The organism is Kribbella sp. C-35 (assembly GCF_046549195.1).
Taxonomy (GTDB): Bacteria; Actinomycetota; Actinomycetes; order Propionibacteriales; family Kribbellaceae; genus Kribbella.
In genome coordinates this window covers 354,203-380,403 of sequence record NZ_JAJPWG010000003.1, presented here as the reverse complement: position 1 = coordinate 380,403, position 26,201 = coordinate 354,203, and the positions used below count along the sequence as shown (strand labels likewise).

At 68.1% G+C, this 26,201-nt stretch carries 25 protein-coding genes and 1 riboswitch; of the genes, 13 read left to right on the top strand and 12 right to left on the bottom strand.

Features of this window, described 5'->3' with window-relative positions:
• Nucleotides 1–30: 30 nt before the first annotated feature.
• Both ACLJOO_RS21760 and ACLJOO_RS21755 read right to left on the bottom strand, forming a co-directional pair.
• Entirely contained in the window at nt 31–1,080 is a 1,050-nt protein-coding gene (locus tag ACLJOO_RS21760; protein ID WP_410789082.1) for a serine hydrolase domain-containing protein, read from the bottom strand.
• 127 nt (nt 1,081–1,207) lie between these two features.
• Nucleotides 1,208–2,632 (bottom strand): DHA2 family efflux MFS transporter permease subunit, encoded by a 1,425-nt coding sequence (locus ACLJOO_RS21755; RefSeq protein WP_410789081.1) that lies wholly within the window; start codon nt 2,630–2,632, stop codon nt 1,208–1,210.
• A gap of 97 nt (nt 2,633–2,729) precedes the next feature.
• On the opposite strand from ACLJOO_RS21755, the gene ACLJOO_RS21750 reads away from it, so the two are divergent.
• Together ACLJOO_RS21750 and ACLJOO_RS21745 are read left to right on the top strand one after the other, a co-directional pair.
• Entirely contained in the window at nt 2,730–3,395 is a 666-nt protein-coding gene (locus ACLJOO_RS21750) for a TetR/AcrR family transcriptional regulator (protein WP_410789080.1), read from the top strand.
• An 87-nt stretch (nt 3,396–3,482) separates the two neighbouring features.
• Nucleotides 3,483–3,668 carry a YegP family protein gene (locus ACLJOO_RS21745; RefSeq protein WP_130387097.1) on the top strand — a complete coding sequence of 62 codons (186 nt, stop codon included), beginning with the start codon at nt 3,483–3,485 and terminating at the stop codon, nt 3,666–3,668.
• Nucleotides 3,669–3,749: 81 nt separating this feature from the next.
• Here the strand turns inward: ACLJOO_RS21745 and ACLJOO_RS21740 are convergent, their stop codons facing one another.
• Nucleotides 3,750–4,112 (bottom strand): YciI family protein, encoded by a 363-nt coding sequence (locus ACLJOO_RS21740; RefSeq protein WP_410789079.1) that lies wholly within the window; start codon nt 4,110–4,112, stop codon nt 3,750–3,752.
• A 101-nt stretch (nt 4,113–4,213) separates the two neighbouring features.
• Between ACLJOO_RS21740 and ACLJOO_RS21735 the strand changes: the two genes are divergently transcribed.
• Both ACLJOO_RS21735 and ACLJOO_RS21730 read left to right on the top strand, forming a co-directional pair.
• Nucleotides 4,214–5,170: a pyridoxal-phosphate dependent enzyme gene (locus ACLJOO_RS21735; protein WP_410789078.1), complete on the top strand. Its 957-nt coding sequence runs from the start codon at nt 4,214–4,216 to the stop codon at nt 5,168–5,170.
• Nucleotides 5,171–5,441: 271 nt separating this feature from the next.
• Nucleotides 5,442–5,633: riboswitch (cyclic di-AMP (ydaO/yuaA leader) on the top strand.
• Nucleotides 5,633–6,493: a C40 family peptidase gene (locus tag ACLJOO_RS21730; protein ID WP_410789077.1), complete on the top strand. Its 861-nt coding sequence runs from the start codon at nt 5,633–5,635 to the stop codon at nt 6,491–6,493. It overlaps the preceding riboswitch by 1 nt.
• Nucleotides 6,494–6,645: 152 nt before the next feature.
• Here ACLJOO_RS21730 and ACLJOO_RS21725 read toward each other — a convergent pair whose 3' ends face one another.
• Both ACLJOO_RS21725 and ACLJOO_RS21720 read right to left on the bottom strand, forming a co-directional pair.
• Complete coding sequence (locus ACLJOO_RS21725; protein ID WP_410789076.1) at nt 6,646–7,302, bottom strand: response regulator; 657 nt, start codon at nt 7,300–7,302, stop codon at nt 6,646–6,648.
• Complete coding sequence (locus ACLJOO_RS21720; protein WP_410789075.1) at nt 7,299–8,534, bottom strand: sensor histidine kinase; 1,236 nt, start codon at nt 8,532–8,534, stop codon at nt 7,299–7,301. Before ACLJOO_RS21720 ends, ACLJOO_RS21725 begins: the two co-directional genes overlap by 4 nt.
• Nucleotides 8,535–8,676: 142 nt before the next feature.
• Here ACLJOO_RS21720 and ACLJOO_RS21715 point away from each other — a divergent pair, with 142 nt between their 5' ends.
• The 3 genes from ACLJOO_RS21715 (at nt 8,677) to ACLJOO_RS21705 (ending at nt 10,800) form a co-directional block, all read left to right on the top strand.
• Nucleotides 8,677–9,576, top strand: coding sequence for an ABC transporter ATP-binding protein (locus ACLJOO_RS21715; protein WP_410789074.1), 900 nt, complete (start codon nt 8,677–8,679; stop codon nt 9,574–9,576).
• Nucleotides 9,577–9,603: 27 nt separating this feature from the next.
• A complete protein-coding gene (locus tag ACLJOO_RS21710; RefSeq protein WP_410789073.1) occupies nt 9,604–10,410 on the top strand; it encodes an ABC transporter permease in 807 nt (268 codons plus the stop codon).
• A gap of 204 nt (nt 10,411–10,614) precedes the next feature.
• Entirely contained in the window at nt 10,615–10,800 is a 186-nt protein-coding gene (locus ACLJOO_RS21705; RefSeq protein WP_131293116.1) for a DUF3073 domain-containing protein, read from the top strand.
• 168 nt (nt 10,801–10,968) lie between these two features.
• Here the strand turns inward: ACLJOO_RS21705 and purM are convergent, their stop codons facing one another.
• Both purM and purF read right to left on the bottom strand, forming a co-directional pair.
• Nucleotides 10,969–12,042: a phosphoribosylformylglycinamidine cyclo-ligase gene (gene purM, locus ACLJOO_RS21700; RefSeq protein ID WP_410789072.1), complete on the bottom strand. Its 1,074-nt coding sequence runs from the start codon at nt 12,040–12,042 to the stop codon at nt 10,969–10,971.
• A 21-nt stretch (nt 12,043–12,063) separates the two neighbouring features.
• Nucleotides 12,064–13,626, bottom strand: coding sequence for an amidophosphoribosyltransferase (gene purF / locus ACLJOO_RS21695; protein ID WP_133787636.1), 1,563 nt, complete (start codon nt 13,624–13,626; stop codon nt 12,064–12,066).
• A gap of 85 nt (nt 13,627–13,711) precedes the next feature.
• On the opposite strand from purF, the gene ACLJOO_RS21690 reads away from it, so the two are divergent.
• Both ACLJOO_RS21690 and ACLJOO_RS21685 read left to right on the top strand, forming a co-directional pair.
• Nucleotides 13,712–14,872, top strand: a complete 1,161-nt coding sequence (locus ACLJOO_RS21690) for a helix-turn-helix transcriptional regulator (RefSeq protein ID WP_410789070.1) — start codon at nt 13,712–13,714, stop codon at nt 14,870–14,872.
• Nucleotides 14,873–14,877: 5 nt separating this feature from the next.
• Nucleotides 14,878–15,864, top strand: a complete 987-nt coding sequence (locus ACLJOO_RS21685; protein WP_410789069.1) for a LuxR C-terminal-related transcriptional regulator — start codon at nt 14,878–14,880, stop codon at nt 15,862–15,864.
• 325 nt (nt 15,865–16,189) lie between these two features.
• On the opposite strand, the gene ACLJOO_RS21680 is transcribed toward ACLJOO_RS21685, so the two are convergent.
• From ACLJOO_RS21680 to ACLJOO_RS21665, 4 genes are read right to left on the bottom strand one after another with little or no spacing between them, the layout of a single operon-like run.
• Nucleotides 16,190–17,560 carry an NAD(P)(+) transhydrogenase (Re/Si-specific) subunit beta gene (locus tag ACLJOO_RS21680; RefSeq protein WP_410789068.1) on the bottom strand — a complete coding sequence of 457 codons (1,371 nt, stop codon included), beginning with the start codon at nt 17,558–17,560 and terminating at the stop codon, nt 16,190–16,192.
• The gene (locus ACLJOO_RS21675) at nt 17,557–17,862 is read right to left on the bottom strand and encodes an NAD(P) transhydrogenase subunit alpha (protein ID WP_131293106.1); all 306 of its coding nucleotides are present in this window, start codon (nt 17,860–17,862) and stop codon (nt 17,557–17,559) included. The genes ACLJOO_RS21680 and ACLJOO_RS21675 overlap by 4 nt, the downstream gene beginning before the upstream one ends.
• On the bottom strand, nt 17,859–18,980 hold the full coding sequence (locus ACLJOO_RS21670) for an NAD(P) transhydrogenase subunit alpha (protein WP_131293104.1): 1,122 nt from the start codon (nt 18,978–18,980) through the stop codon (nt 17,859–17,861). The genes ACLJOO_RS21675 and ACLJOO_RS21670 overlap by 4 nt, the downstream gene beginning before the upstream one ends.
• A 43-nt stretch (nt 18,981–19,023) precedes the next feature.
• Nucleotides 19,024–20,358, bottom strand: a complete 1,335-nt coding sequence (locus ACLJOO_RS21665) for a dipeptidase (RefSeq protein ID WP_410789067.1) — start codon at nt 20,356–20,358, stop codon at nt 19,024–19,026.
• 117 nt (nt 20,359–20,475) lie between these two features.
• Here ACLJOO_RS21665 and ACLJOO_RS21660 point away from each other — a divergent pair, with 117 nt between their 5' ends.
• Entirely contained in the window at nt 20,476–21,411 is a 936-nt protein-coding gene (locus tag ACLJOO_RS21660; RefSeq protein WP_410789066.1) for a hypothetical protein, read from the top strand.
• On the opposite strand, the gene ACLJOO_RS21655 is transcribed toward ACLJOO_RS21660, so the two are convergent.
• Nucleotides 21,408–22,817, bottom strand: a complete 1,410-nt coding sequence (locus ACLJOO_RS21655; protein ID WP_410789064.1) for a serine/threonine-protein kinase — start codon at nt 22,815–22,817, stop codon at nt 21,408–21,410. The genes ACLJOO_RS21660 and ACLJOO_RS21655 overlap by 4 nt on opposite strands.
• A 178-nt stretch (nt 22,818–22,995) precedes the next feature.
• Here ACLJOO_RS21655 and ACLJOO_RS21650 point away from each other — a divergent pair, with 178 nt between their 5' ends.
• The 3 genes from ACLJOO_RS21650 to ACLJOO_RS21640 are packed head-to-tail and all read left to right on the top strand — an operon-like array spanning nt 22,996 to nt 26,186.
• Nucleotides 22,996–24,174 carry a hypothetical protein gene (locus tag ACLJOO_RS21650; protein WP_410789063.1) on the top strand — a complete coding sequence of 393 codons (1,179 nt, stop codon included), beginning with the start codon at nt 22,996–22,998 and terminating at the stop codon, nt 24,172–24,174.
• Between the two features lie 16 nt (nt 24,175–24,190).
• Nucleotides 24,191–25,399 (top strand): hypothetical protein, encoded by a 1,209-nt coding sequence (locus ACLJOO_RS21645; protein WP_410789062.1) that lies wholly within the window; start codon nt 24,191–24,193, stop codon nt 25,397–25,399.
• A gap of 55 nt (nt 25,400–25,454) precedes the next feature.
• Complete coding sequence (locus ACLJOO_RS21640; protein ID WP_410789061.1) at nt 25,455–26,186, top strand: metallophosphoesterase family protein; 732 nt, start codon at nt 25,455–25,457, stop codon at nt 26,184–26,186.
• Nucleotides 26,187–26,201: the final 15 nt, after the last annotated feature.

The window sequence follows — 26,201 nt, the reverse complement described above, 5'->3', positions numbered from 1 at the left end:
AGCGGACAATGTCACATCCGGTGACCGGTTTCAGCGACAGATGGCCTGGTCCACGAAGGCGTCGACGGACTTGTCCGGGTTGTCCGGGAGGTGCGGAGTCACGGCAACGGTGACCTGCCGCCGGGTGTCCTCCGTGGAGAACGAGTAGGCCTGGTACGCGAGGGCGTCGCCGTCGTTGCCGTACACCCGGACCTTGCACGCGGTGTCGTGCCACGACAGCCCCAGGCCGTACTTCCCGTCCGCGGTCCCTGGCGTCTTCATCGCGTCGAGCAGCCGGGCCGGGAGCAGACGCCCGCCGAGCAGGGCGGCGAAGAAGCGGTTCAGGTCGCGCGTCGTGGAGATCATGTCGCCACTGGCACCGAACAGCGTCGGGTTCATCTCGGTGAAGTCGAGTTGTGCGCCGTCCTTCGGGATGTACCCGTGCGGGTGCGGTCCCTTGATGTACGGCGACGTACCGGGAAGCGACGTACCGTGCAGCCCGAGCGGGCGGATCAGTCGGCGCTCGATCTGCTCGGCGTACGTTCGGCCGGTCGCCTTCTTGATGATCTCGCCGAGGAGCAGGTAATTGGTGTTGGAGTAGTCGTACCGCGAGCCGGGCTTGTCGAACACCGGCGGATTTGCGAGCGCTCGCTCGATCTGATCGGATGCGGTCCACGTGCGGTAGCGCAGCGCGTAGAACTCCGCGCTCGGCGGCATCGGCAACGTGTCCTTGAAGTCGTACAAACCGCTGGTGTGGTTGAGCAATTGGCGCACCGTGATGTTCGCGCCGTTCGGCACGACACCCGGCAACCACCGTTCTACAGAGTCCTCGAGGCGAATCCGCTTTTCGGCAACGAGTTGCAGTACGACGGTGGCAACGAACGTCTTCGTGATACTCCCGATCCGGAACCGCCCCGCCACCGGAACCTTCCGCGAACTGCCGAGTTCCGCAACCCCACTGCTCCCCCGCCAAACCGCCCCACCGTCCCGCACCTCAGCCAGCGCCCCGATGCCCACCACCCCGTCGAGCCCCTTCTGCAAAGGCGAGGGGACCCCCGACCCCAATCCCACAACCGCAGCCGTCACCAGCGCCACCAACATCCTGATCTCCTCTTGCGTGTCCGATGCCGTCAACCCTCCCGGCACCGGACAGCACAAACATCGGGGATCAGCCCTGAGTCACCCCGCGGTCGCCCCGGAGATCGGACCGGACGTTGCTGCAGGCAACTTATGCGGCGGCGGTGGCCTCGGCGAGCTGCTCCGGCGTGGGCTGGAGCTGCGGTGTGGCGAAGGTCAGCAGGACGTTGGCGACGGCAAACACAGCAGCCGCGAGCAAGCCGCGCTCGTACCCGGACTGGAGCGCCTGGAACTGAGTCGCGCCGTGTGTGAGCTCGTTGGTGGTGTGGGTGATGGAGAGCGTGGTGACGATCGCCAGCCCCAGCGCGCCGCCCACCTGGTACATCGCGTTGACGACACCCGACGCGGCACCGGCCTCAGCGGGACGGACCTCGGAGACCGCGTTGATCTGACCGGGTACGCCGACGCCGATGATGCCGAATCCGAAGACGATCAGACCGGGAAGCAACTGCGAGCTGTAGCTACCGGTGGCGTCCGCCTGCGACAGCAGAAGCAGCCCGACAACACTGAGCACCGCACCCGCGAGCTGAACCGTCCGCGTCCCGAACCGCTGCACCAGTTGCGACGCGAGGACCGCGCCGACGATCGCCGCGCCGCCCATCGGCAGGAAGTGGATGCCGGCATCCAGCGCACTGTCCCCGCGAACCTGCTGCAGGTAGATAGCAGTCAGGAAGAACATCGACAGGAAGCCGGCGCCGTTCAACGCGAGCGACGCGCCCGACACGCTCAACGCCCGCGACCGGAACAACCTCATCGGGACGAGCGGGGCGGCCGACCGGGTCTCGACCAGGACGAACGCCGCCAGCAGCACAACACCCGCGGTCAGTACGCCGACGACCTCGAACGATCCCCATCCGGACGGCTCCGACCGCACCACGCCGTACACGACTGCCATCAAGCCGGTCGTGGCGAGCACCGCCCCGAGCGTGTCGAAGGTACGGCGACCCGTTGCGTGCCGTACGTCGGGGACGAACACCGGGATCAGCGCGATCAGTGCGATCACGATCGGCACGTTGACGAAGAACACCCACTGCCAGCTCAAGGAGTCGACGAGTACGCCGCCTGCGACGACACCGAGTGTGCCGCCGAGGCCGGCCAGACCGCCCCAGACGCCCATCGCGATGTTGCGTTCGCGCCCGTGGGCGAAGGTCATGGTCAGGATCGCCAGCGCGGCCGGCGACAGCAGCGCGCCGCCGAGACCCTGGACGGCCCGCGCCCCGATCAGGAACTCGGGCGAGTTCGACAGCCCCGCGACCAGCGAGGTGACACCGAACAGCAGCAGACCGCCGGTGAACACCCGGCGCGGGCCGAGCAAGTCGGCCATCCGCCCGCCGAGCAGCAGGAAGCCGCCGAAGAGCAGCGTGTACGCGTTGATCACCCACTGCAGGGAGTCGGCGGAGAAGTTCAGGTCCGCCTGGATGTGGGGCAGCGCGACGTTCACGATCGTCACGTCCAGCACCACGATGAACTGCGCGAGAGCAAGCACCGCCAGGGTGGCCCAAGGACTGCGTCGCATCGCCGTACCTCATTCGGTAACAGAGTTTGTCTACACCGTATGTATACGGCGTAAGCTTACGGAGTAGACAGTAGGTGTACGGTGTAGACTTGTCAACGTGATCACCAAAGAGACCTCCCGCCGCCTCGACCCGGAGAAGGTCGTCGACACCGCGCTGACCATCGCCGACGACGAGGGACCGGCCGCGGTCTCGTTCCGGAAGCTGGCCGCGCAGCACGACGTCACGCCGATGGCGCTGTACCGGCACTTCAAGGACAAGGACGACCTGCTGGCGGCACTGGGGGACCGCTTGCTCGCGGACGTCGTACTCCCTGAGCCGACCGACGAGCCGTGGGACGTGCAGCTACAGGCGCTGCTGGGCGCGTTCGTCACCGCGCTGCGCGCGCACCCGCGACTGGCGGATCTGACACTGTCCCGGATCCTGGTCGCCGATCCCGGACTCGCGCTGGCCGAGCGGGCGCTGGGACTGCTGATCGAGGGCGGATTCTCCACCGACGACGCGGCCGAGGTCGGCCGGCAGTCGATCTGCTCATTGATCGCGCTGGTCACGACCGACCCGATCGTCCGCGAGGTGAGCGACCCGGAGGCCCGCGAGGCGTCGCTGCGGCGGAAGCGCGCCTCACTCGGAGCCCTGTCACCCGAGCGCTACCCGCTGATCACCTCCGCCGCAAGCGCGCTGATCTGCCCGTCATCCCGGGACCGGTACTACACCCTCGGCCTCGAACTCGTCGTCGCCGGCATCCGCGGTGTCGCCAGAAGCTAGGACCTAAGGCGTGTGCGCGCGGCACGAGCGGCCGGAGAGGACTACGCTCCGAAACGGAGCGATACCACTCTCTATGGAGGTACACCGATGGCGGGGAAGTTCGAGCTGTACAAGGACAAGTCCGGCGAGTTCCGGTTTCGTCTGAAGGCCGGCAACGGCGAGGTGATCGCGACCAGCAGCGAGAGCTACACAACCAAGGCCGCGGCCGAGAACGGCATCGAGTCGATCAAGAAGAACGCGGCCGACGCGAAGGTCGACGACCAAACCGACTGAAACCGCTGCACAACTCTGTAAACCGCGTAAAACAAGGAGGGTTTCTCCACGATCCCGTGGAGAAACCCTCCTTCGTTCGTCTCAGAGACCGTCCGCGAACACGACCCCGCGGACCTCGACGCCGAGCCCCTCGATGCCCGCGTCCGGGATCAGCGCGGCCAGCTCGCAGGCGCGTTCCCGGGACGCCACGTCGACCAGGTAGTAGCCGCCGAGGAACTCCTTCGACTCCACGAACGGCCCGTCGGTCACGGCCGGGAGCCCGTCGCGGACCTTGACCACCGCGGAGTCGGCCGGCTGCTGCAGCGCGACCGTGCTGTGGAACTCACCCGACGCCTTGATCGTGTCCATGAACTTCTGGTGCCCGCTGCCGATGGCCTGCTGCTCCTCCTCGGTCAGCGCGTCGAGCACGTCGGGGTTGATGTTCAGGACCAGTAGGTACTTCACGATGTCTCCTTCACACGCGGCCCCCGGTGGTGGGCGCCTCTCATCCATCAGTACGGAGCGAGCCGCCGCACTTTGACATCGCTCACGGATAACGTCAGATCGTGCTGAGTCTCACAGATGTCCAGGCCGCCGCAGAGCGCCTGAAGGGTGTCGCACACCGTACGCCGGTCCTCACGTCGCGGACGCTCGACGAGCGCGTCGGGGCGCAGGTGTTCCTCAAGGCGGAGAACTTCCAGCGGATCGGCGCCTTCAAGTTCCGCGGGGCGTACAACGCGATCAGCCGTCTCACCCCGGAGCAGCTCGCGGCCGGCGTGGCGGCGTACTCGTCGGGAAATCACGCGCAGGCCGTCGCGCTGGCGGCACGACTCGCTGGGACGACGGCGGTGAACCTGATGCCGGAGGACTCGCCTCCGACGAAGCTGGCCGCGACCCGTGGGTACGGCGCTGAGGTGGTGACGTACGACCGCTACACGCAGGACCGGACCGCGCTGGCTCAGGAGTTGGCCACCGAGCGCGGGCGGACGTTGATTCCGCCGTACGACCACTACGACGTGATGGCCGGGCAGGGGACGGTGGCGCTCGAGTTGATCGAGGAGGTCGGGCACCTCGGCGCACTGCTCGTCCCGGTCGGCGGCGGCGGGCTGATGGCCGGTTGCGCGACCGCGGCGACCATGATGTCGCCCGGGATCCGGATGATCGGCGTCGAGCCGGCCGCGGGTGACGACCACGCCCGGTCGCTGGCGGCGGGCGAGCGGGTGGAGATCGCCATCCCGCGGACGATCGCGGACGGGCAGGCGATCTCGACGCCGGGCGAGCTCACCTTCGCGGTGAACCAGCGGCTGGTGGAGTCGTTCGAGCTGGTCAGCGACGCGGAGATCCTGGACGCGATGGCCTTCGCGTTCGAGCGGCTGAAGATCGTGCTGGAGCCGAGCGGGGCGAGCGCGCTGGCCGCGTTGCTGGCCGGACGGATCCACGGGGTTCCGGAGCGCGTCGGAGTGGTGCTGTCAGGCGGGAACGTGGGGCTGGAGCGCTTCCACGAGCCGCTTGGAAATAGCTGAAAACGCAAGAACTTTAGGGTGCCCTGACCACCCTCTGTGCGCGTTGTCACAGAAAGCCACCATGGAATGTGACCGAGGCCACATCGAAGCTCTCATTTACCGCCTCAGCCCCGCTCAGACGCGCTCAGGACACCTGGTGTTCACCATGGCTCGCTGACCCGTCAGGTGCCCCCTCAGGGGCTTTTGGGAGCGACTCTGTGGATCTGAGGGTTTGCGTCGTGATCGTTCTGTTATACAGTCGTCGGCGGTTCGGTAAACAACACGAACTGCACACGGGTCAACGCCGAGCCCTGCCAGGGCCCATGTGCTCCCCTCGAATGACATGGCAGGGGTGGGGGACCCATGAAGTTGGGTCTCGACCGTGAGTGGCCGAGACCCTGGGGTGAAGTCCGCGGGAGCGGACCGGGCTATGAATCCCAGCCCGAACCCGACAGCTAACTTCACAGGCGTCGGGAGACAACCATGCCCGTCACTGCCCGACGGACGTCGCTTCTGCGCGCCGTCAGCCAGACCGCTGAGTCCAGTACGAACCGGCCTACCGGCCGGACACTGGCGAAGCACCGTAGGTCCACCAGCCGTCCGGGGACTCCCCGGGCCGCCGCCGCCGTCCTGACGGTCGGCCTCGCGGTGGGCGGTGGAGCGGCCCTCACCGTCACCACCACCCCTGCTGCCTCCGCGGCGACCACCTCCGCCACTGCGACGACGACGCCGCGTGGGTACTGGAGCATCCCGAGCAAGCCGCTGCTCCGGTTCCGCGACCGCGGCCCGACCGTGAAGTACGTCCAGAAGGCCCTGCACCTGGGTCCGGACGGCTACTTCGGCAGCAGCACCGTGCGGGTGCTGAAGAAGTTCCAGACCTCCTGGGGTCTGAAGGCCACCGGCTACATGGACAAGAAGACCTGGGGCCGGCTGACCTGGGCCGCCAAGCACAAGGTGCTCTACGGCAAGTACGGCGCCAGCAGCGGCACTACCACGTTCCGCGCCAAGGTGCTCCGCGAGGCGGCCAAGCTCAAGGGCACGCCGTACCGCTACGGCGGCACGACGACCCGCGGTTTCGACTGCTCCGGCTACACCGGCTACGTGTACAAGAAGGCCGGCAAGAAGCTGCCGCGTACGTCGCGCGCGCAGTACAGCGCGACCAAGCACATCAGCCGCAAGGCCGCCAAGCCGGGCGACCTCGTGTTCTTCCGCAACGGTGGCGGCGGTGTGTACCACGTCGGCATCTACGCCGGCGGCAACATGCTGTGGCACTCCTCGAGGCCGGGTCGCCCGGTCGCGAAGGCGAAGATCTGGACCAGCAGCGTGGCCTTCGGCCGCGTCTGAGTCCTGACCGGCCGGCGTCCTTTCCCCCCATTGGACGCCGCCGGTCGTCAGCGTCCTATCCCCCCAGGAACGCTGACTTCCGAAACCGGCCCGAACCGTCGCCCCCACCCCTCCGACGGATCGGGCCGGTTTCCTTTTGCCGTGCAACTGGTTCAGTCGTCGAGGAGGCCGGCCTCGTAGGCCAGGATCGCTACCTGGACGCGGTTGGTCGCGTCCAGCTTCACCAGGGCTCGGGAGACGTGGGCCTTGACCGTGGCCTCGCTCATGAAGAGCTTTCGGCCGATGTCGGCGTTCTGCAGGCCGCGGCCGACCGCGACCAGCACCTCCCGCTCGCGCTCGGTCAGCTTGTTGATCCGCACCTGCGCGGCCCGCTTCCGGTCGGCGCGTGGATCCCCGGCGAAGTGCCCGATCAGCCGCCGGGTCACCGCCGGCGACAGCATCGCGTCCCCGGCCGCCACCACCTTGATCGCCTGCACCAGCTCCCGCGGCGGCGTGTCCTTGAGCAGGAACCCGCTGGCCCCGGCCTGCAACGCCCGGAACACGTAGTCGTCGAGGTCGAACGTCGTCAGTACGACGATCTTCGGCGGATCCGGCAGCGCCTGCACCTCCCGGGTGGCGGCCAGCCCGTCCAGCCGCGGCATCCGGATGTCCATCAGGACGACGTCCGGCCGGTGCTCCTTCACCATCCGCGCTGCGTCCGCGCCGTCGTCGGCCTCGGCGACGACCTCGAGCTCCTCGTCGGACTCGAGGATCATCTTCAGCCCGGCCCGCACCAGCGCCTCGTCGTCCACGATCAGCAGCCGCGTCATCGCTCTCCTTCGTCTCCGTGCGATACCGCGTCTCCGCGCAGCGCCGCTTCTCCGTGCAGGGCCTCGACCTGGTCCGATACCTGCTCGCGGCCGTCGGTCCAGGGCAGCCAGGCTTCCACCCGCCAGCCGCCCTCCGTCGTCGGCCCGGTCCAGAGCCGGCCGCCGACCAACTGCACCCGCTCCCGCAGACCGACCAGGCCGGCACCGGCACCAGGCAGCAGTGAACCAGCCGCCACCGGCCGGACGTTCGTCACCCTGACCGTCACGCCTTCACCCCGTGCGCCATGGACCTGTACGTCGGTCGCGGCGCCCCGCGCATGCTTGTGCACATTGGTCAGCGACTCCTGCACCAGGCGATAAACAGTCCGCCCAACAGACACCGGTACGTCGTCCGGCAGCGAGACGTCGTACCCCACGGCCACGCCGGCGTCGCGCGAGGCCATGATGAGCCTCTCCAGGTCCGAGGCCTTCGGGACGGGTGTCAGGTCCGCGCCGTCGACGCTGATGTCGGACCGCAGTACGCCGAGGACCTCGCGGAGATCCTCCATCGCCTGCCGCGCGGTCTCCCGGATCAACTTGGCCGAGCCCTCGACCTTGTCCGGGCCGACGGACGGGTTCACCTCGAGACCGCCCGCGTGCAACGCGATCAGCGAGACCTTGTGCGCGAGGACGTCGTGCATCTCCTGCGCGATCCGGGCACGCTCGCCCAGGCGGGCCTGCTCGCTGCGCAGTTCGCGTTCGGCCTCGGCACGCTCGGCGCGGTCCCGCAGCGACGCCATCAGGTCGCGCCGCGCCCCGATGTACGCACCGATCGCGACCCAGGTCCCGACCAGGAACGGGGCCGTGAACACCGTGACCCAGAACGCGCCGCCGCTGCTCACGGTGTTCGCGAGGTAGGCGGCGTACGCGGCCAGGCTCAGGACGACGAGGGCGAGGTCCCTGCGGCGGATCGACAGCGTCAGCAGGGCGAGTCCCATCGGGACGAAGAGGCCCCCGGTCAGCATCGCGACGACGGCGATCGCGGTCACCGTCACCGGGAACCGCCGACGCCAGAGCAGTGCGACCGAGGCGACGACGCCGGCGCCCAGCACGTACCAGTCCTTGGGGTTCCAGCCGGGGCCGGACGCAGCCTGCAGGACGATCGTCAGCAGGCTGAAGGCGACGTAGAGGAAGTCGCGCAAGCGCGGGGCATGCCTGACCCACCAGGCGTACCACCTCCGCAACCGTCGCATTCCGTCACTGTAGTTCGACCGTCGACGCGATCACGTCCCCCTTCCGGGTGGGTTCCCGAGCCGATCGGGCGACTTTCGTAGGGGGTCACGGCAGCCGCTCGTCCGATGTGCGACCGGGGTCGGTGACGGTTGACTCGATGTCATGATCACCGTCGAGAACCTGACCAAGCGCTACGGCAGCACCACGGCTGTCCAGGACGTGTCGTTCACCGTTCAGCCCGGCAGCATCACCGGCTTCCTCGGCCCGAACGGCGCCGGCAAGTCCACCACGCTGCGGATGCTCACCGGGCTGACGCCGCCGACCTCCGGCACCGCCACCATCACCGGCAAGCGGTACGCCGACCTGCCGAACCCGGGCCGTGTCGTCGGGGTCATGCTGGACGCCGCCGCGCAGCACCCGGGCCGCACCGGCCGCGAGACGCTGCTGCTGAACGCGAGCCTGCTCGGTGTGCCGAAGGCGCGCGCCGACGAGATGCTCGAGGCGGTCGGACTCGGCCACGCCGCGAAGCGCCGCGTCGGTCAGTACTCGCTCGGTATGCGGCAGCGGCTCGGTATCGCCAGCGCGCTGCTCGGCGATCCTGCCGTACTGATCCTCGACGAGCCCGCGAACGGGATGGACCCGGAAGGCATCCGCTGGATGCGCGGACTGCTGCAGGACTTCGCGTCCCGCGGCGGCACGGTGATCCTGTCCAGCCACCTGCTGGGCGAGGTGCAGGCGACCGTCGACCGGCTGGTCGTCATCGGCGGCGGCCGGATCGTCGCCAACGGCTCGCTGGAGGAGCTGCTGGCCGGTTCCGGCACGCTCGTCCGCGGCCTCGACCCGATCGGCCTGAACGAAGCCCTGACCGCGGCCGGCCTGAACCTCGAGCCGCTGCACGACGGCGCGCTCCGCGTCGACGCCACCGCCGAGCAGGTCGGGCGGGCCGCCGCAGCTGCCGGTCAGATCCTTCTCGAACTCCGCCAGAGCGACGGCGCCGGCCTGGAGGACCTGTTCTTCCAGCTGACCGCCCAACCGTCACAGCCCGTCGCCGCTGCCGCCTGATCACCCCGAATCTTCCTGGAGACCTTCATGACCACCGTGACCGACGTCGCACCTGCGACAACCGCCAAGCACCGCAGCGAGGTGGCGACCAGCCTGCCGCCCGCGCGCGGTCAGTCCTTCCTGAAGCTCGTCACCATCGAGCTCCGCAAGTCCGTCAACACCCGCAGCGGCCGGGTTCTGATCGCCGCGATCGTGGTGCTCGCGATCGCCGCGTTGACCTGGCAGATGACTCACCTGCCGAAGGGCGCCGCCGGTTTCGACGGGTTCCTCGGCGCCGCATCCACCGGCGCGATGCTGTTGCTGCCGGTGATCGGCATCATGGCGATGACGTCGGAGTGGACCCAGCGGACCGCGCTGACCACGTTCACGCTGTCGCCGCGCCGGGTCCGGGTGCAGCTGGCCAAGTTCGTCTCGGCGGTCGTGCTGAGCGTGGTCGTGATGACCGTCGTCGTCGCGCTGGCGCTCGCCAGCACCGCGCTCGCGGGTGGGATCACCGACCACGCGGCGTCGTACGCCGGACTCGGTGGGCAGCTCGCCGGGGCCTACCTGACCGTGGCGCTGAACGTCGTGATGGGCGCCGCGTTCGGTGCCGTCATCCCGCAGACCGCGGTCGCGCTCCTGGCGTTCTTCATCGCGCCGACCGCCTGGGCGCTGGCCGGGCCGGCGCTGTTCAAGGACAACGCGAACTGGCTGGACGTGTTCGGCGCGCTCGGCCGGATCGCGGAGCGTGATCTGCACGGGATGGTGCCCGAGACGCTCGTCTCGGTGGGGGTCTGGATCGTTCTTCCGACCGTCCTCGGACTGTGGGCAAGCTCACGTCGCGAGGTCAAGTAACGGGGGCGGAGGCGGCGGGGCGGGCTGGTTTGAGGGGACCGGCCCGCCCCGCCGACGCGGTGATCGGACCTCTCCGGGCTTCGGCCAGGGGGCGGTGCGTGTGTCGATCCGCTGCTCCGGGTATCCTTGAACCACGATTACTGACGACTGATCCGTGGGCGCCACGCAGCGTACCCGGTTGACTTGTGCGAGGGGGTCGACGCTATGGGGCGCGGCCGTGCAAAGGCCAAGCAGACGAAGGTCGCACGCGACCTGAAGTACCGCACCTGGGACACCGACTTGGACCAGCTCAAGCGAGAGCTGTCCGGTGACCAGGGTGGCGACCGTTCTGCAAATGGTGACAACGACGGCGACGGTGACGACGCCGACGACTACCACCCCCGTCGGTAAGCAACATCAGCCCGGCTGAGCTGCTCGGTGCCCCTCGGGGTGACGGGCAGTTCACCGTGTGCCGACGTGTTCCATCACACCAGCACCACCTGTGACGGGATCAGCGATCCAGCCGCCCGAGGCGTCGGACGGCTGGGCTGCGGAACCGCTCGCAGGTGGTGAGCTGACCTACTTGGCGTAGGTGCCTTCGAGGGTGACCGTGCCGCTCGGGGTTGCGGTGACTTCGCCGCACACCCAGGCGGGGATGTCGCGGGCCGCCAGCGCCTGGATCGCGGCGTCTGCCGACGACGGGTCCAGTACGGCGACCATGCCGGCGCCCATGTTCAGGGTCTTCTCGAGCTCGGGCAGCGCGACGTCGCCGAGGAGTCCGACGAGCCCGAAGATCGGCGCCGGCGTCCACGTCGAGCGGTCGATCCGCACGGACAGCTCGTCCGGGATCACCCGCGCCAGGTTCGCGGCGAACCCGCCGCCGGTGATGTGCGACATCGCGTGCAGCGGCTTCTCGTCGTCGCCGTTGAGCTCCTGGATCAGCTCCAGGCAGTGCTTGGCGTACACGCGCGTCGGCGTCAGCAGCACCTCACCGAGCGTCGTACCCAGCTCGGGAACCACCCGGTCCAGCTGCCACTTCGCGCGGTCGAAGAACACGTGCCGCACCAAGCTGTACCCGTTCGAGTGCAGTCCCGACGACGCCATCGCCAGTACGACGTCCCCTTCGCGCACCCGCTCCGCGCCGAGCACCTCGTCCGCCTCGACCACACCGGTCGCCGCACCCGCCACGTCGTACTCGTCCGGCTCCAGCAGCCCCGGGTGCTCCGCGGTCTCGCCGCCGACGAGCGCCGTACCGGCCTCGACACACGCCTCCGCGATGCCCTTCACGATCTGCGCGATCGTCTCCGGCACCACCTTGCCGGTGCAGATGTAGTCGGTCATGAACAACGGCTCCGCGCCGCACACCACCAGGTCGTCGACGACCATCCCGACCAGGTCGAACCCGATCGTGTCGTGCTTGTCCAGCTGCTGCGCGATCGCGACCTTGGTCCCGATCCCGTCCGTCGACGTCGCCAGCAGCGGCCGCCGGTACGACGTCAGCGCGGTCGCGTCGAACAACCCGGCGAATCCGCCGAGCCCGCCGACCACCTCGGGGCGGGTCGCCTTCGCCACCCACTCCTTCATCAGCTCGACGGCCCGGTCACCGGCCTCGATGTCGACCCCGGCAGCGGCGTAACTCGCGCCTTGACTCACGTTCTGTTCTCCCTAGAAGTACTACGGGCGGCTGAGCGCGTCGGCGGCACCGGCGCCACCGGAGACCGTGGCCAGGCCGTCGACATCGGTGGCCACCGGCAGCTCGAGCAGGTGCTTGCCGAGGTGCTCCGGGTCCGGCAGCGCGACCGGGTAGACCCCGTCGAAGCAGGCCCGGCAGAGTCGCTCCTTCGGCACGGTGGTGGCTTCGACCAGGACATCCAGGCTGATGTAGCCGAGCGAGTCGGCGCCGAGCGAGCGGCAGATCTCCTCGGTGTTCAGGCCGTTCGCGATCAGCTCGGCGCGGCTGGCGAAGTCGATGCCGTAGAAGCACGGCCACTTGACCGGCGGCGCGGTGATCCGGACGTGGATCTCCTTCGCACCGGCCTCGCGGAGCATCCGGATGACGGCGCGCTGGGTGTTGCCGCGGACGATCGTGTCGTCCACCACAACCAGGCGCTTGCCCTCGATCACCTCGCGCAGCGGGTTCAGCTTCAGGCGGATACCGAGCTGGCGGATCGTCTGACTCGGCTGGATGAACGTGCGGCCGACGTACGCGTTCTTGACCAGGCCCGCCCCGTACGGGATGCCGGACTCTTCGGCGTACCCGATCGCGCCCGGTACGCCGGACTCCGGCGTGGCGATCACGAGGTCGGCGTCGGCGGGGTGCTCGCGCGCCAGCCGGCGGCCGATCTCGACCCTCGTCGAGTGGATCCGCTGGCCGGAGATCTGGGTGTCCGGGCGGGCCAGGTAGACGAACTCGAACAGGCAGCCCTTCGGGTCCGGCTCGGCGAACTTGGTCGAGCGGAGACCTTCGGCGTCGATCGCGACGATCTCCCCCGGCTCGACCTCGCGGATGAAGCTCGCGCCGACGATGTCCAGGGCGGCGGTCTCGCTGGCGATCACCCAGCCGCGCTCCAGCCGGCCGAGCACCAGCGGGCGGATGCCCTGCGGGTCGCGGGCGCCGTACAGCGTGTTCTCGTCCATGAAGACCAGGCTGAACGCGCCCTTGACCTTCGGGAGGATCTTCGCGGCCGCCTGCTCGATGGTGAGGTCCGGGTACCCGGCGAGCATCGAGGTGAGGATGTCGGTGTCACTCGACGCACCGTGCTTGGCGTTCGCCTTCGCGTGGTCGACGTCGGCGTCGAGGCCGAGATCGAGATCACCTTCGCCGTTCAGGCTGGCCGCAAGCTCACTGGTGTTGGTCAGGTTGCCGTTGTGACCGAGCGCGATCGACCCGGTCGCGGTAGACCGGAACGTCGGTTGCGCGTTGGCCCAGACACTGGACCCGGTCGTCGAGTACCGGCAGTGGCCGATCGCGATATGTCCTCGCAGGCTCGCGAGGGTCGCCTCGTCGAAAGCCTGGCTGACCAGCCCCATGTCCTTGTAAACGAGAATCTGGCTCCCGTTACTGACCGCGATCCCGGCCGACTCCTGCCCCCGGTGCTGCAAGGCATAGAGCCCAAAGTAGGTGAGTTTGGCAACCTCTTCCCCCGGCGCCCAGACCCCGAAGACGCCACAAGCGTCCTGCGGACCCAGATCCTGCGGGTCGAGTTCATGAGTAAGCCGACCATCGCCACGAGCCACACCAGCAGTCTACGGGACGCGACGACGGCGACCGACCAGCGTCTACCAGCAGACAGCGAGCACGTTGCAAGCCGGGCTGGCGCCGGTGGCAGACGCGGTCAACGGCGCGGCAGTCATCACAAGTGCGCCAAAACAAACTACTGTCAGCAGCTTCCTGATCACGTATCGTCCCTTCAGAAAGAATCCGAACCGCCATTGGGTGCTCATTGTCGACGCACTCTGTATATGGTCGGTTCCGACAAGTTTCTGGAGGAGAAAGATCGTGCTGGAGCCGCTGGGGGTGGACGAAGCCACTTTCGCGGTCTATCACGCCCTTCTCAGCCACCCAGACAGTACGCCCGAGCAGATTGCCGCGCTACTGGATCACTCAACGAACGACGTCCTGGAACGCATGGCCACGCTCCGAAGCCTCGAGCTCCTGGTCCCGACCTGGACGAACCCGGAAGGTGAGCACGCGGTTCACCCCCGTGTCGGGCTGACCGGCCTGGCCGAACGGCGCAGGACCGAGTTGAACAAGGCACTCGGCGAGCTGAAAGAAGCCGAAGCCTCCGCCGAGGTGATCGCCGAGCAGTACAACGAACTGCTGACATCCCGGAGCAGTGGGGATGTCGAGGTGCTCAAGGGCCGCGCAAACGCATCTCGCCGGATCGAGGAGCTCGCGCTGAAGGCAAAGGACACCTTCTGGGGTCTGGTGCCGGCGCACTTCGACGAATCGATCCCGCAATCCCTCAAGTCGCCCGACTTCGAGCTGCTCGAGCGCGGAATCAAGCTGCGAACCCTCTACCTCCAGAGCATGACTGCTTCGAAACAGGCGCTGGAGTACGTCTCGACGATGCACCGGCTCGGCGGCGAGGTCCGGGTGACACCGACGCTGCCCATGCGACTTCTCGTCTTCGACCAGGAGATCGCGGTCATGCCGATGGACCCCGAGAATCCGACCGCCGGTGCGGTGATCCACCGCACACCTGCCGTCGTCTCCGTGGCCTTGGCGTTGTTCGACGCCTATTGGTCCCGAGCATCCGAGATGTTCGAACCCGGCGACCGCGACGACGAGACGCCGCTCACACCTCACGAGGCTGAGGTACTGCGTCTGCTCGCCGGCGGAGCTAAGGACGAGCAGGTAGCTCGCCTCCTAGGCATCTCCCTCCGCACGGCCCGCCGCATCACCGCCAACCTCTCCGAACGCCTCGACGCCGCGAGCCGCTTCGAACTCGGCGTGGCTGCTGCAAAGCGCGGCTGGGTCTGACGACGTTGTTCGGTTCGCTCGGACTCACGGACGAACTGCTCGCGGTCTACCGCGCGCTGCTGCAGGAACCGGACCTGACTCAGAGTGCACGTCGGCAGGACCTTGCCGATCGGCTCAACCTGAGCTCCGCCGATGCTGAACGCGCACTGGAAACGCTGCGCGAGTTGGACCTTCTCGTGCCGGGCTGGATCGAAGGCTGGGAATATGCCGTGGATCCAGCCATCGCGTTCGAACGCATGAGCGGTCGCCGACAACAAGAGATCGACGGCTTGGCGCAAGCTCTCCGGGCCGACCAAGACATGGCCGGGAAATTCATCTCGGACTACGCGAATTTCGTCGTGCAGAAGTCGACCCGGGATGTCGAAATCCTGGAGGGCCGCGAGCGGGCCAATCAGCGAATGCAGCTGTTCCAGCCGAGAGAAACTATATGGGGACTGCTCAGCGCCGAGTCGTCAACGGCAATGGACCCGGACAATCATCCTGATCGTCCGACCCTTGAGCGCGGTGTCGAGATTCGATATGTCTATCCGGAGACGTTGCTCAGGAAACCAGGCGGGCGCGACCTCGCACAGCTGCTCTTCGAGCTTGGCGGAAAGGTTCGTGTCACACCCTCGACACCTTTCAGACTTGTCATATTCGATGGCGACGCAGCTGTACTGGGGATCGACCCGGACGACAGCTCCGTTGGGGCTGTCGTGCATCACAGTCGGGCCGTCGTACGGATGGCGCGGGAGCTGTTCCTCAGCTACTGGACGCGCGGCGTGAACCCCTTCGAGGATCAACAGCGGGCCAGAGAGGGCGGGATCAGTAGCCAGGAGTCTGAGTTCCTGCGGTTCCTTGTCCAGGGAGCAACCGACGAGCAGGTGGCTAGGAAGCTTGGGGTTTCTATGCGGACTGTTCGGAGGATGGCGGCGAAGCTCAGTGAGCAGGTGGGGGCTTCGGGGCGGTTTGAACTGGGGGTTCGGGCGGCGCAGCGGGGGTGGGTGGATTAGCCCCAGTCCCAGGAGCGGGAAAGGGGCTTGGCAAGGCAGGGCACAGTGTTCTCCTCTGTGGGGCGGGAAGGGCGAGAGGAATGGGTGCGCCGCCCGGCCTCTCGGTACGAGAGTCAAACAGAGCGCACGCTGCGCGGGCAACGGTCGGCACTGGCCGGGGGAGGTCGTTGGCCGGGGGAGGTCGTTGGCCGGGGGCGGCCACCTGCTTCCGGGGCCGCTTTGCGGAAACTTTCTGCCACCAGGTGCTGAATAGTTACCGGAAAACAGTGCGGCCGTCGGCACGCCGCTTCAGCGGGTGCCGACGGCCGTTGCAATTGGTGCGGGGCTAGACCGTTTTCAGGGCCGCGAGGAGTTTGGTGAGGGAGTCTCGGGCGTCGCCGAACAGGAGCGTGGTTCGGGGGTCGTAGAGGAGTTCGTTCTCGATGCCTGCGAAGCCGGGGCGCATGGAGCGTTTGAGGAAGATGACTCGCTGGGCCTCGTCGGCGTTCAGGATCGGCATGCCGTAGATGGGGGCCGACGGCGTGTTGCGGGCGGCCGGGTTGACCACGTCGTTGGCGCCGACGACCAGGACGACGTCCGTCGTCTTGAAGTCGCCGTTGATGTCGTCCATCTCGCGCAGCTGCTCGTACGGGACCTGGGCCTCGGCGAGCAGCACGTTCATGTGGCCGGGCATGCGGCCGGCGACGGGGTGGATGGCGTAGTCGACCTTGACCCCGCGGCTCTGCAGTTCCTCGACGAGGTCGCGGAGCGTGTGCTGCGCCTGCGCGACGGCGAGACCGTACCCGGGCACGACGATGACCTTGTTCGCGTACCCGAGCAGGATCGCGACGTCCTCCGGACCGCCCGAGATCACCGGCCGGTCGGACGCCGTACCGGCACCCAGCGTCGATCCGCCGCGGACCGCACCGAACAGGATGTTGAAGACGGACCGTCCCATCGCGTCCGCCATCAGCTTGGTCAGCAACGTACCGGCGGCGCCGACGAGCGTGCCCGCGACCAGCAGCAGCGTGTTCCCGAGGACGTAACCGCCCGCGGCCACGGTGAGACCGGTGAAGGCGTTCAGCAACGAGATCACGATCGGTACGTCGGCACCGCCCACCGGCAGCACCAGCATCACGCCGATCGCGAGACCGATGAGGCAGAGCAGTACGCCGACCCACACCCGCGGATCAGACACGAGCCAGACCGCGAGCGCGATGCCGCCCAGCAGCGAGGCGACGAAGAGCACGGGCAGACCCGGGAAGGTCACCGGACGGGTCGTCATCAGCTCCTGCAGCTTGGCGAACGTCACCACCGAGCCGGAGAAGCTGATCGCGCCGACCAGGATCGTGAACGCCGTGGCGATCGCCGAGACAGTCGCGTCGGCGGGTACGTCGCCGACCTCGAGCAGGGCGACCAGCGCAGCCGCGCCACCGCCGACACCGTTGAACAAGGCAACGAGTTGCGGCATCTGGGTCATCTGCACCCGCCGCGACCCGATCACACCGCCGACGGTGCCGATCGCCAGCGCGATCAGGATCGGCACCAGGTGGTCGGGTTTGTACGCCGCGAACGTGATGATCACCGCGAGGACAGCTCCGGCGGCGCCGATCAGGTTACCGGTCCGCGCGCTCCGCGGCGACGACAGCGCCTTCAGCGCGACGATGAAGCAGACCGCGGAGACCAGATAGCCGATCTGGGCCCAGGTGGGGATCACTTGTGCAGCTCCTTCTTGCGAGCCCCCGGGCCTTTGAACATCTCCAGCATCCGGTCGGTGACCACGAACCCGCCGACCATGTTGACCGTCGCCAGTACGACGGCCAGCAGCCCGACGATCACCACGATCGCGGAGTCGGCCGCGCCGGTGACGATGATGGCGCCGACCAGGATGACGCCGTGAATGGCGTTCGCCCCCGACATCAGCGGGGTGTGCAGTGTCGAGGAGACCTTGCTGATCACCTCGACCCCGACGAACGCCGCGAGTACGAAGATCGTCAGCAACGCGATGGATTCCGTCATGCCTGGCCCTTCAAAAGCTCTCGGGTGGGCTCGTGGAGTACGGCGCCGTCGTGGGTGACGCAGCAGCCGCGGACGATCTCGTCGTCGAAGTCGGGATCGAAGGCGGCGTTCCGGGTCATCAACCGGATCAGGTTCGCGATGTTCTGACCGTAGAGCCGCGAGGCGGGCCCGGCCATCTGCGACGGCACGTTCGCCCCGCCCCAGACCAGTGCGTCGCCGATCGTCAGCTCGGTCCCGGCGACGGATCCTTCGACGTTGCCGCCCTGCTCGGACGCCAGGTCCACCACGACCGAACCAGGCTTCATCTGCTCGACCATCTGCCGCGTCACCAGCATCGGCGCGGTCCGGCCCGGTACGGCGGCTGTCGTGATGAGGGCGTCCGCGGCGGCGACGTACGGCGTGAGCAGTTCACGCTGGAGCTGCGCGCGTTCCGGGGTCATCTCGCGGGCGTATCCACCGGGTCCGTCGAGCGTGCCGAGTTCGAGCTCGATCGGTACGGCGCCCATCGACGCGATCTCCTCCGCGGCGGCAGTACGTACGTCGTACGCCTTGACCACCGCTCCGAGGCGTTTCGCGGTGGCGATCGCCTGCAGACCGGCCACGCCGGCGCCGAGGACGAGGACCTGGGCCGGCGGGACGGTGCCGGCCGCGGTCATGTTCAGCGGGAAGAATCGCGGCAGCCGTTCGGCGGCGACGATCGCGGCCCGGTACCCGGCGACGAGTGCCTGCGACGACAGGGCGTCCATCGACTGGGCCCGGGAGATCCGCGGGATCAGCTCCATCGCGAACACGGTCAGCTTGGCCCGGGTTGCGGTCCGGACCACGTCTGGCGGGTTCGTCGGCAGGAACGACATCAACGCCGTACCGGCGTGCAACCGTTGCAGGCGCTCACGTTCGAGCGGCTGCACCGACGCCACGATGGTCGCGGCGTGGTCGGCGCCCCAGGCCACTTCGGCGCCGGCATCCCGGTACTGGTCGTCGGAGAACAGCGCGCGTTCACCGGCGGCCGGCTCGACCGCGACCTCGTAACCGAGCTCGATCAGTTTCGCGACTTGTTCCGGCACCAGCGCGACCCGGCGCTCCGCCGGTCTGGTCTCCCGTACGACTGCGATCTTCACTCGCCGAAACCTATGCCAAACACTGGGTCGCCGAAAAGCCCGGTCACGACTGGTTTGCGAGGTTCTGCAGCAGAAGAGCCTCGGCGAGGCAGACCTTGGTGAACTCCGCGAGGTGCAGGCCCTCGTCGATGCCGTGGGCGCGGGTGTCCGGATCTTCCACGCCGGTGACCAGGATCGAGGCCTGCGGGAAGGTCTGCTGGAACTCCGCGATGAACGGGATCGACCCGCCCATCCCCATGTCGATCGGCTCGACACCCCACGCGGTCTTGAACGCGGACCGGGCCGCTTCGTACCCGGCGCCGCGGGCGTTGACGCTGCACGGCTGACCGTTCTGCCCCTCGGTGACGGTGACCTGCGCACCCCACGGCGCGTGGTTCTCGAGGTGCGTCTTCAGCGCCGCGCTCGCTTTGATCGCGTCGTCGCCCGGCGCGACCCGCAGGCTCACCTTGGCCCGCGCGACCGGCACCAGCGTGTTGCTCGCCTCCGCCACGGACGGCGCGTCGATCCCCAGTACGGCGATCGCCGGCCGGGTCCACAACCGGTCGACCAGCGAACCCGATCCGGTCAGCCGGACGGAATCCAGCACGCTCGACTCGGCCCGCAGCCGGTCCTCCGGGTACTCGACATCGGCCGCCCGGGAGGCGTGCAGTCCGTCCACCGCAACGTCGCCCTTGTCGTCGTGCAGCGTCGCGAGCAGCCGGCACAACGTCGACAGTGCGTCCGGGATCGGGCCGCCGAACAAACCGGAATGGACCGCATGATCCAGCGTCCGCACCTCGACGTACGCTTCGACCAGGCCGCGCAGCGATACCGTCAGCGCCGGCCGGCCGACATCCCAGTTGCCCGAGTCCGCGATCACGATCGCGTCGGCGGCGAGCTCGTCGGAGTACTCGTCCAGCAACTGCAGCAGGGTCGGCGAGCCGATCTCCTCCTCGCCTTCGACGAACACCGTCACGCCGACCGGCAGATCGTTGCCGAAGGCCCGTACGGCGGCCAGGTGCGCGGCGATCCCGGCCTTGTCGTCGGCCGCGCCCCGCCCGTACAGCCGGTCGCCGCGCTCGGTCGGCTCGAACGGGTCCGACGTCCACTGCTCGACCGGTCCGGTCGGCTGGACGTCGTGGTGCGCGTAGAGCAGCACCGTCGGCTTGCCGGCCGGCGCGGCCTTCTTCGCGATGACCGCGGGCGCGCCCTCACCGGCCCGGACGATCTTCACCGTGAAGCCTTCGGCCTCGAACAACGCCGCGGTCGCTTCCGCGGATCGCTGGACGTCGGCCGCACGGGCCGGTTCGTAACTGACCGACGGGATCCGGATGAGGTCCTCGAGGTCGGCACGGACGCTGGGCAGAACGCGGTCGATCGCCGCTGACAGATCGCTCATGCGACAACCGTACGGCGTCCGTTCGCGGAGCCGACGCCCGGTGAACCCTCGCGCGTTACTCATTGCCGATTTACTCTGAAAATCTCGTAGGTTTCCGCCCAACCTCCGGAGGTCACCATGCGCTTTCTTGCCATCTCGACCGCCATCCTCACCACCGCCGCCGCCCTCACAAGCACTCTGCCCGCGCAGGCCGCGATCAGTTGTGACACCTCGACCAGCGGCGGCTCGACGTTCTACGACGGACCGTCGGCGTCCTACAAGTACGACGCCCGGTTCAGCAACAGCGCGAGTATCCCCAACCTCACCACGCACACCCCGCAAGGCGCCGGCACCTGGTACAACTGGGACGGCTCCGGCAAGAACCTGATCCTGATCGCGGCGTACCGCGAGGGCGCCGACTCGCAGATCTACGGCATCGACCCGTCCACCGGCTCGACGGTCGGCGTGGTCGCGATCGCCGAGTCCCACGTCGGCGGGATCACCGTGAGCAAGGGCTGGGCGTTCGTGGCCGGCCAGGGCAGCAGCATCCGCAAGTACCGGCTGACGGAGTTGCGCGACGCGTTGAAGGCCGCCGGTACGCCGTACCTCGCGCAGGTCGGTACGGCGCGGGACGTGGCCGGGTCGTCGTTCATCGGGAGCTACGGGGACTCGCTGTTCTCCGGGACGTTCAACGAGACGGGCCGCGGGACCATGTACGAGTACAAGATCGCGGACGACGGCACGTTGACCACGCTGGCCGGCGCCTGGGAGGTCCCAACGAAGACGCAGGGGCTGACGGTCACCGCCAACCACTTCATCTACAGCACGTCGTACGGGCGTGGGAACCGCAGCAACCTCTACGTGGTGAAGCGCGGTCAGAAGGATCTGGACGCGGCGGCGCTGAGCTGCTTCCGCGCCCCGAGCATGACCGAGGGCATCACGGAGTACAACGGCACCGCGTACCTGGTCTACGAGTCCGGCTCGTACTTGTACGCATCGGATCCCGCCACCCTCAACGTCATCCCCCGCATGCACAAGGCAACCATCTCGTCCCTGACGTCCCTGGTGCCTTAGGGCGCGTACTTCGCCGAGTCCACTACTGCCTGCCGACTCTTCGCGTTGTCGTCGCGCACCTGGACCCAGAGGAGAGTCGTGTCGTTCACCTTCTTGTACTGTTCCAGCACGGTTGGCACGTTGTTGCAGCTGTACCTGAAGGTGACGACATTTCCAGACGTCTCCGGGTCAGCTGCGCTGCACCCAGGCGGAGCTGAGGCACTCGTCGGCAGTTGAGTGGCGTTCACCAGGCCTACGTAGACGCCTTCGGTCTCCGGGTTGGTCCGCCACGTTGAGGTGTCCGTGCTGACCACCAGCGACATGTCAGCGGTCGCCTGCTCGCCCCACTGGCGCGGGACCTTTACAGACAGCCCCCGGTTCTCCACCGTCACCGGCCGGGTCAAGACGTACTGGTAGCCGCCGTACCCACCACCTGCTGCCAGCACCACCGCAGCGAGTGCTGTGACGACACCTGCCCGCCTACGACGGTGGGGCTTCGCTCCGACGGTTGACTGGCTCGCACTGGCCAAAGCGGTGGCCTGGTCGACCGGAGCGGTCGTGGGGCTCGGTGTGGGCATCTCTGCGGCCGGCACCAGCCCTGCCGGGATCTTGCCCGTGGTATGCGCCTCGCGTAGTGCGTTGAGGAAGCTGTCGAGGTCCGGCCAGCGCTTGTCCCGGTCCGGCTCGAGAGCACGCCGTACGACGACGTCGACCGCATCCGTCACGTCTTCGCGCAGTGTGGTCATCGAGGGCGGTGGCGCCTCGATCTGCATCACCGCACCGAGGCTCGCGACACCATGCGGCGCCTGGCCGGTGAAGGCGGCGTACGCGACCGCACCGAGCGAGTACAGGTCGGCGCGGTGGTCCAGCCGTTCACCCATCACCTGTTCGGGAGCGACGTACGCCGGGGTGCCGCCGGGCATCGTGATCCGGGAGACCTCGGCGAGCGACTTGCCCAGCCCGAGGTCGGACAGCATCGCGCGGTCGCCGTTCGGATCGGTGCGGAACAGGACGTTGGCCGGTTTCACGTCCCGGTGCAGGACGCCGCGCGCGTGCAGGTGCTTCAGGCCGCGGCCGACCTGCGTGATGATCCGGACCGCCTCGCCGAACTCGAGCGGGCCGGCCTTGATCCGGTCCGCGAGCGTGCCGCCGTCGGCGTAGGTGAGGACCATGAACGGGCGGCCGTCGTCGGCCTCGCCGATGTCGTGCACGCCGACGACGTACAGCGAGTCGACCTTGCGCAGGAACCGGCCCTCGGCCAGGAACCGGCGGCGGACGTCCTCGTCCTCGACCCAGTTCTCGGACAGGATCTTGACCGCGACCTCGGCGTCCAGCTGCTCGTCGCGAGCCAGCCAAACGGTCGCGAAACCCCCGGCACCCACCCGGCGGACCAGGGAGTACCGGCCGATCCGCGGTGGCTGGTCCATGACGTAATTATGCTCGATCCGTTCTGCGACCCGTTCGCTGGAGTGAACAAAGCGGTATTTTCCGGCGTCCCATCTACGACAGCGGGATGCTGATCTCCCGCCCGGCCGTGGTCCGCCGCACGGTCCGTAACCGTGACCTGACCATGACCTGACCGTGAATTGTTTGAGGAGATCGCCGATGCGAGTGCAGAACGGCCGCCTGGTCGCCCTCGTCGCAGCTGTTGCCGTCGCCGCCGTCACGGGCGGCGGAGCCCTCGCCTGGCGCCAAGGCCCGCAGGCCAACGCGGAAGCCGACGCGGCTCCCCTGTCCAGCTCCCCGTCGCCGGTGGCGAGCACCCCGACGAAGAGCACCACCAACACGTCGAAGCCGACCGGGACGCCCTCCTCCAAGCCGTCGACCCCGGCGAGCACGCCGTCCGGCCCCGTCAAGACCAAGATCGACCTCAAGAAGCTCAACCCGGGCCGGACACCGCAGATCACCTATCTGAGCGGCCGGACCATCCGCGGCGGAGCCGGCGAGGACGTGAAGGTCCCCGGCACCACGGACATCCAGGAGGTCGCCCGCGTCGGCGGGTCGGCGCTCGCGGTGGTCACCAAGGGCTTCGGCAACGAGATGCTGACCCTGGACAGCGAGGGCAACGTCACCCGTCGGACGCCGGACGTCACCCAGATCGTCACCACAGACGACGGCAACGCCGCGGCGTACGCCGGCACGAAGCGGAAGGACACCGGTGAGGAGACCGCCGGTGCGACCATCTACGCCGAGCAGGCCGAGGGACAGGGCGGCGTCCAGAAGATCATCGTTCCGGACATCTGGAACACCACGCTGGAGGCCTACGTCGACGGCAAGATCTACTTCGACGCCTCCACCACACAGGACGGGCCGTCGACGTTGTACGAGTGGACGCCCGGCGAGTCGAAGGCCGCCGTACTCAAGAGCATCCCGAACGCACTGGCTGTGTCCAGTGCGAGTACGGCGGGTTCGCTGACCACACTGTCGGACCAGAGCAGCTGCAGCAGCCTCCTCACGGTGCCGGCCGGCAAGCGGCTGTGGCGCACCTGCGACTACATGATCACCGGCTTCACGCCGGACGGTGCCACCGTCATCGCCGGGTCGAAGTACCAGGACGGGTACGGCGACGGGATCGCCGTGGTTCTGGACGCGAAGAACGGCACCCTGCTGCACGAATGGTCCGGTGTGTTCCGGCAGGCGGTCCCCGAGGACGACCAGCACGTACTACTGCTGGCCGACGACGGCGACGAGACTCCGGCATCGATCGTCCGCTGCACCATCTCCACCGGCGCCTGCGAGCTCGCCACTCCGCTCGCCAAGGGCCAGCTGCTGATCGGCGCCTGACGTGACGACTCCGCCGATGCGACACGGCATTGGCCGTCTGATCGCCGTTGTGGCGATCACCGCTGTGGCTGCTGTCGCCGCCGGCGGAGGCCTCGCCTACCGCCAGGGCCCCAAGCCAGCGTCCTCAACCATCGCCGCACCACTAGGCGGCGCCCCGAGCCCTACTCCGTCACCCACGCCGGCCCCGGTGCTCAGCACGACCCCGGTCGTAGTGCCCATCCAGACGCCGACACCCAAGCCGTCGCGCACGCCGAGGTCTGCGTCGACGACACCCCAGATCCCCTCCGGTCCGGTTGCTCTCGAGGCCGCCAAGCTGACGCAGGGCCGGGATCCGCAGCTGGCCTATCGCTTCGACCGCACGGTGCTCGGCGCCGGGAAGGAGCTGAAGGTCCCTAGCAGCGGCAGCCTCATGGAGGTCGCCCGCCTGGGCACCAGCGTGCTCGCGACGACCTCCGGCGGCGACTTGCTCAAGGTCAGCTCCACCGGCGCAGTGGTTCGCCGTACGCCGCATGTCATGACGCTGGCTGGGACGGCGGACCAATCGGCCGTGGCGTACGCGACCACCCCAGCAGTGGTCGTCGGACAGCAGACGTACGGCGCGACGCTCTACGCGGACGACGGCGCCTCGGAGAAGTCCCTGGAGCTCCCGGATGTCCAGAGCATCTATGTGCTCGCCTACACGAAGGACACGATCTACTACAAAGCTTCCGTCAAGGGCGCCGAGACGACGTTGAAGCTGTACGCCTGGACGCCGGGCGCAGCAAAGGCCGTACTGGTGAAGACAGTCGCCGGAGACGCGATGGCTGTCTCGCAGGACGGCCGCCTGGCGTCTGCACTGCCTGCGAACAGCAGCGGCGACGGCTGCTCCACAGTCATCGAGATCGCCACCGGCAAGAAGCGATTCAAGACCTGCGACTACCGGGTCACCGGCTTCACCCCCGATGGCGCCGTTGCGATCGGTACACCGGCGTACGGCGACAGCTACTGCAGCAACATCATTACCGCGCTGGACTCGCGGACCGGCGCCGTACAGCACCAGTGGAGTGGCTGTTTCTACGAGGCCGTCGCAGAGGACGAGCAGGATCTGCTGATGGTCGCGGTGGTGGCCGGCGGCGGTCAGGATCCGAACACGAAGAGCACAGTCGTGCGTTGTTCCCTCGCCACCGCAGCGTGCGAACGCGCGACCGGGATCGTCACCGCCAAGCAGATCGATTTCGCCCGGTGATCTGCTCTGAGCAGATATCCCTTCACTACAAGGGTCTACGCGGCAGACTGCGGCTATGACGACGGTTGCCGTTCTGGCTGACATTCATGGCGTGCTGCCTGCGCTGGAGGCGGTGCTGGCAGATGCACAGCAGGCCGAGCTGATCGTGCTAGCTGGGGACATCGCGAGTGGGCCGCAGCCCGTGGAGACGTTGGATGTGCTTACAGGGCTGGGCGAGCGGGTGGTGTGGGTGCGCGGTAACGCGGACCGGGAGCTTGTGGAGATGGCTCGGGGGACGTACGACGGCGAGCCGCCGGATGCGGTGAGTCCTTGGGCTGCAGCACAGTTGCGGCCGGACCAGGTTGAGCTGCTGGCCGGACTGCCTACGACCGTGACGATCGGGGACGTGCTGTTCTGTCACGCCACTCCGCGCGACGACGAGGAGATGGTGCTGGTGGACAGCCCGATCTCCCGGTGGGCGGAGGTGTTCACGGGGCTGCCAGATGAGGTCAGGACCGTCGTCTGCGGGCATACGCACATGCCGTTCGCCCGGCAGGTCGATCGGCGGCTGGTGGTGAACGCCGGCAGCGTGGGGATGCCGTACGGCGCTCCCGGTCCGAGCTGGGCGCTCCTGACCGAGGACGGCGTACAACTGCGGCGTGCACCGCTTGACGCGACCGAAGCTGCAGCCCGGATCGAGAGCGAGTCGACGTACCCGGGTCGTACTGACTGGGTCGCGGAGTACCTGCTGCACAACTACTCCGACACGGAGGCGCTGGAGGCGTTCAGGCCGCGCGCGGAGGGCTGAGCGGTTACCGTCAGG

Excerpts from the sequence above, each read along its gene's own strand:
- ACLJOO_RS21715 (WP_410789074.1), top strand. The coding sequence starts at position 8,677 with ATGATCACCGTCGAGAACCTGACCAAGCGCTACGGCAGCACCACGGCT.
- ACLJOO_RS21705 (WP_131293116.1), top strand. The coding sequence starts at position 10,615 with ATGGGGCGCGGCCGTGCAAAGGCCAAGCAGACGAAGGTCGCACGCGAC.
- ACLJOO_RS21755 (WP_410789081.1), bottom strand. The coding sequence starts at position 2,632 with ATGCGACGCAGTCCTTGGGCCACCCTGGCGGTGCTTGCTCTCGCGCAG.
- ACLJOO_RS21760 (WP_410789082.1), bottom strand. The coding sequence starts at position 1,080 with ATGTTGGTGGCGCTGGTGACGGCTGCGGTTGTGGGATTGGGGTCGGGG.
- ACLJOO_RS21675 (WP_131293106.1), bottom strand. The coding sequence starts at position 17,862 with ATGACGGAATCCATCGCGTTGCTGACGATCTTCGTACTCGCGGCGTTC.
- ACLJOO_RS21655 (WP_410789064.1), bottom strand. The coding sequence starts at position 22,817 with ATGGACCAGCCACCGCGGATCGGCCGGTACTCCCTGGTCCGCCGGGTG.
- ACLJOO_RS21645 (WP_410789062.1), top strand. The coding sequence starts at position 24,191 with ATGCGACACGGCATTGGCCGTCTGATCGCCGTTGTGGCGATCACCGCT.
- ACLJOO_RS21745 (WP_130387097.1), top strand. The coding sequence starts at position 3,483 with ATGGCGGGGAAGTTCGAGCTGTACAAGGACAAGTCCGGCGAGTTCCGG.
- ACLJOO_RS21665 (WP_410789067.1), bottom strand. The coding sequence starts at position 20,358 with ATGAGCGATCTGTCAGCGGCGATCGACCGCGTTCTGCCCAGCGTCCGT.
- ACLJOO_RS21710 (WP_410789073.1), top strand. The coding sequence starts at position 9,604 with ATGACCACCGTGACCGACGTCGCACCTGCGACAACCGCCAAGCACCGC.
- ACLJOO_RS21660 (WP_410789066.1), top strand. The coding sequence starts at position 20,476 with ATGCGCTTTCTTGCCATCTCGACCGCCATCCTCACCACCGCCGCCGCC.
- ACLJOO_RS21720 (WP_410789075.1), bottom strand. The coding sequence starts at position 8,534 with ATGCGACGGTTGCGGAGGTGGTACGCCTGGTGGGTCAGGCATGCCCCG.
- ACLJOO_RS21730 (WP_410789077.1), top strand. The coding sequence starts at position 5,633 with ATGCCCGTCACTGCCCGACGGACGTCGCTTCTGCGCGCCGTCAGCCAG.
- ACLJOO_RS21640 (WP_410789061.1), top strand. The coding sequence starts at position 25,455 with ATGACGACGGTTGCCGTTCTGGCTGACATTCATGGCGTGCTGCCTGCG.
- ACLJOO_RS21650 (WP_410789063.1), top strand. The coding sequence starts at position 22,996 with ATGCGAGTGCAGAACGGCCGCCTGGTCGCCCTCGTCGCAGCTGTTGCC.
- ACLJOO_RS21725 (WP_410789076.1), bottom strand. The coding sequence starts at position 7,302 with ATGACGCGGCTGCTGATCGTGGACGACGAGGCGCTGGTGCGGGCCGGG.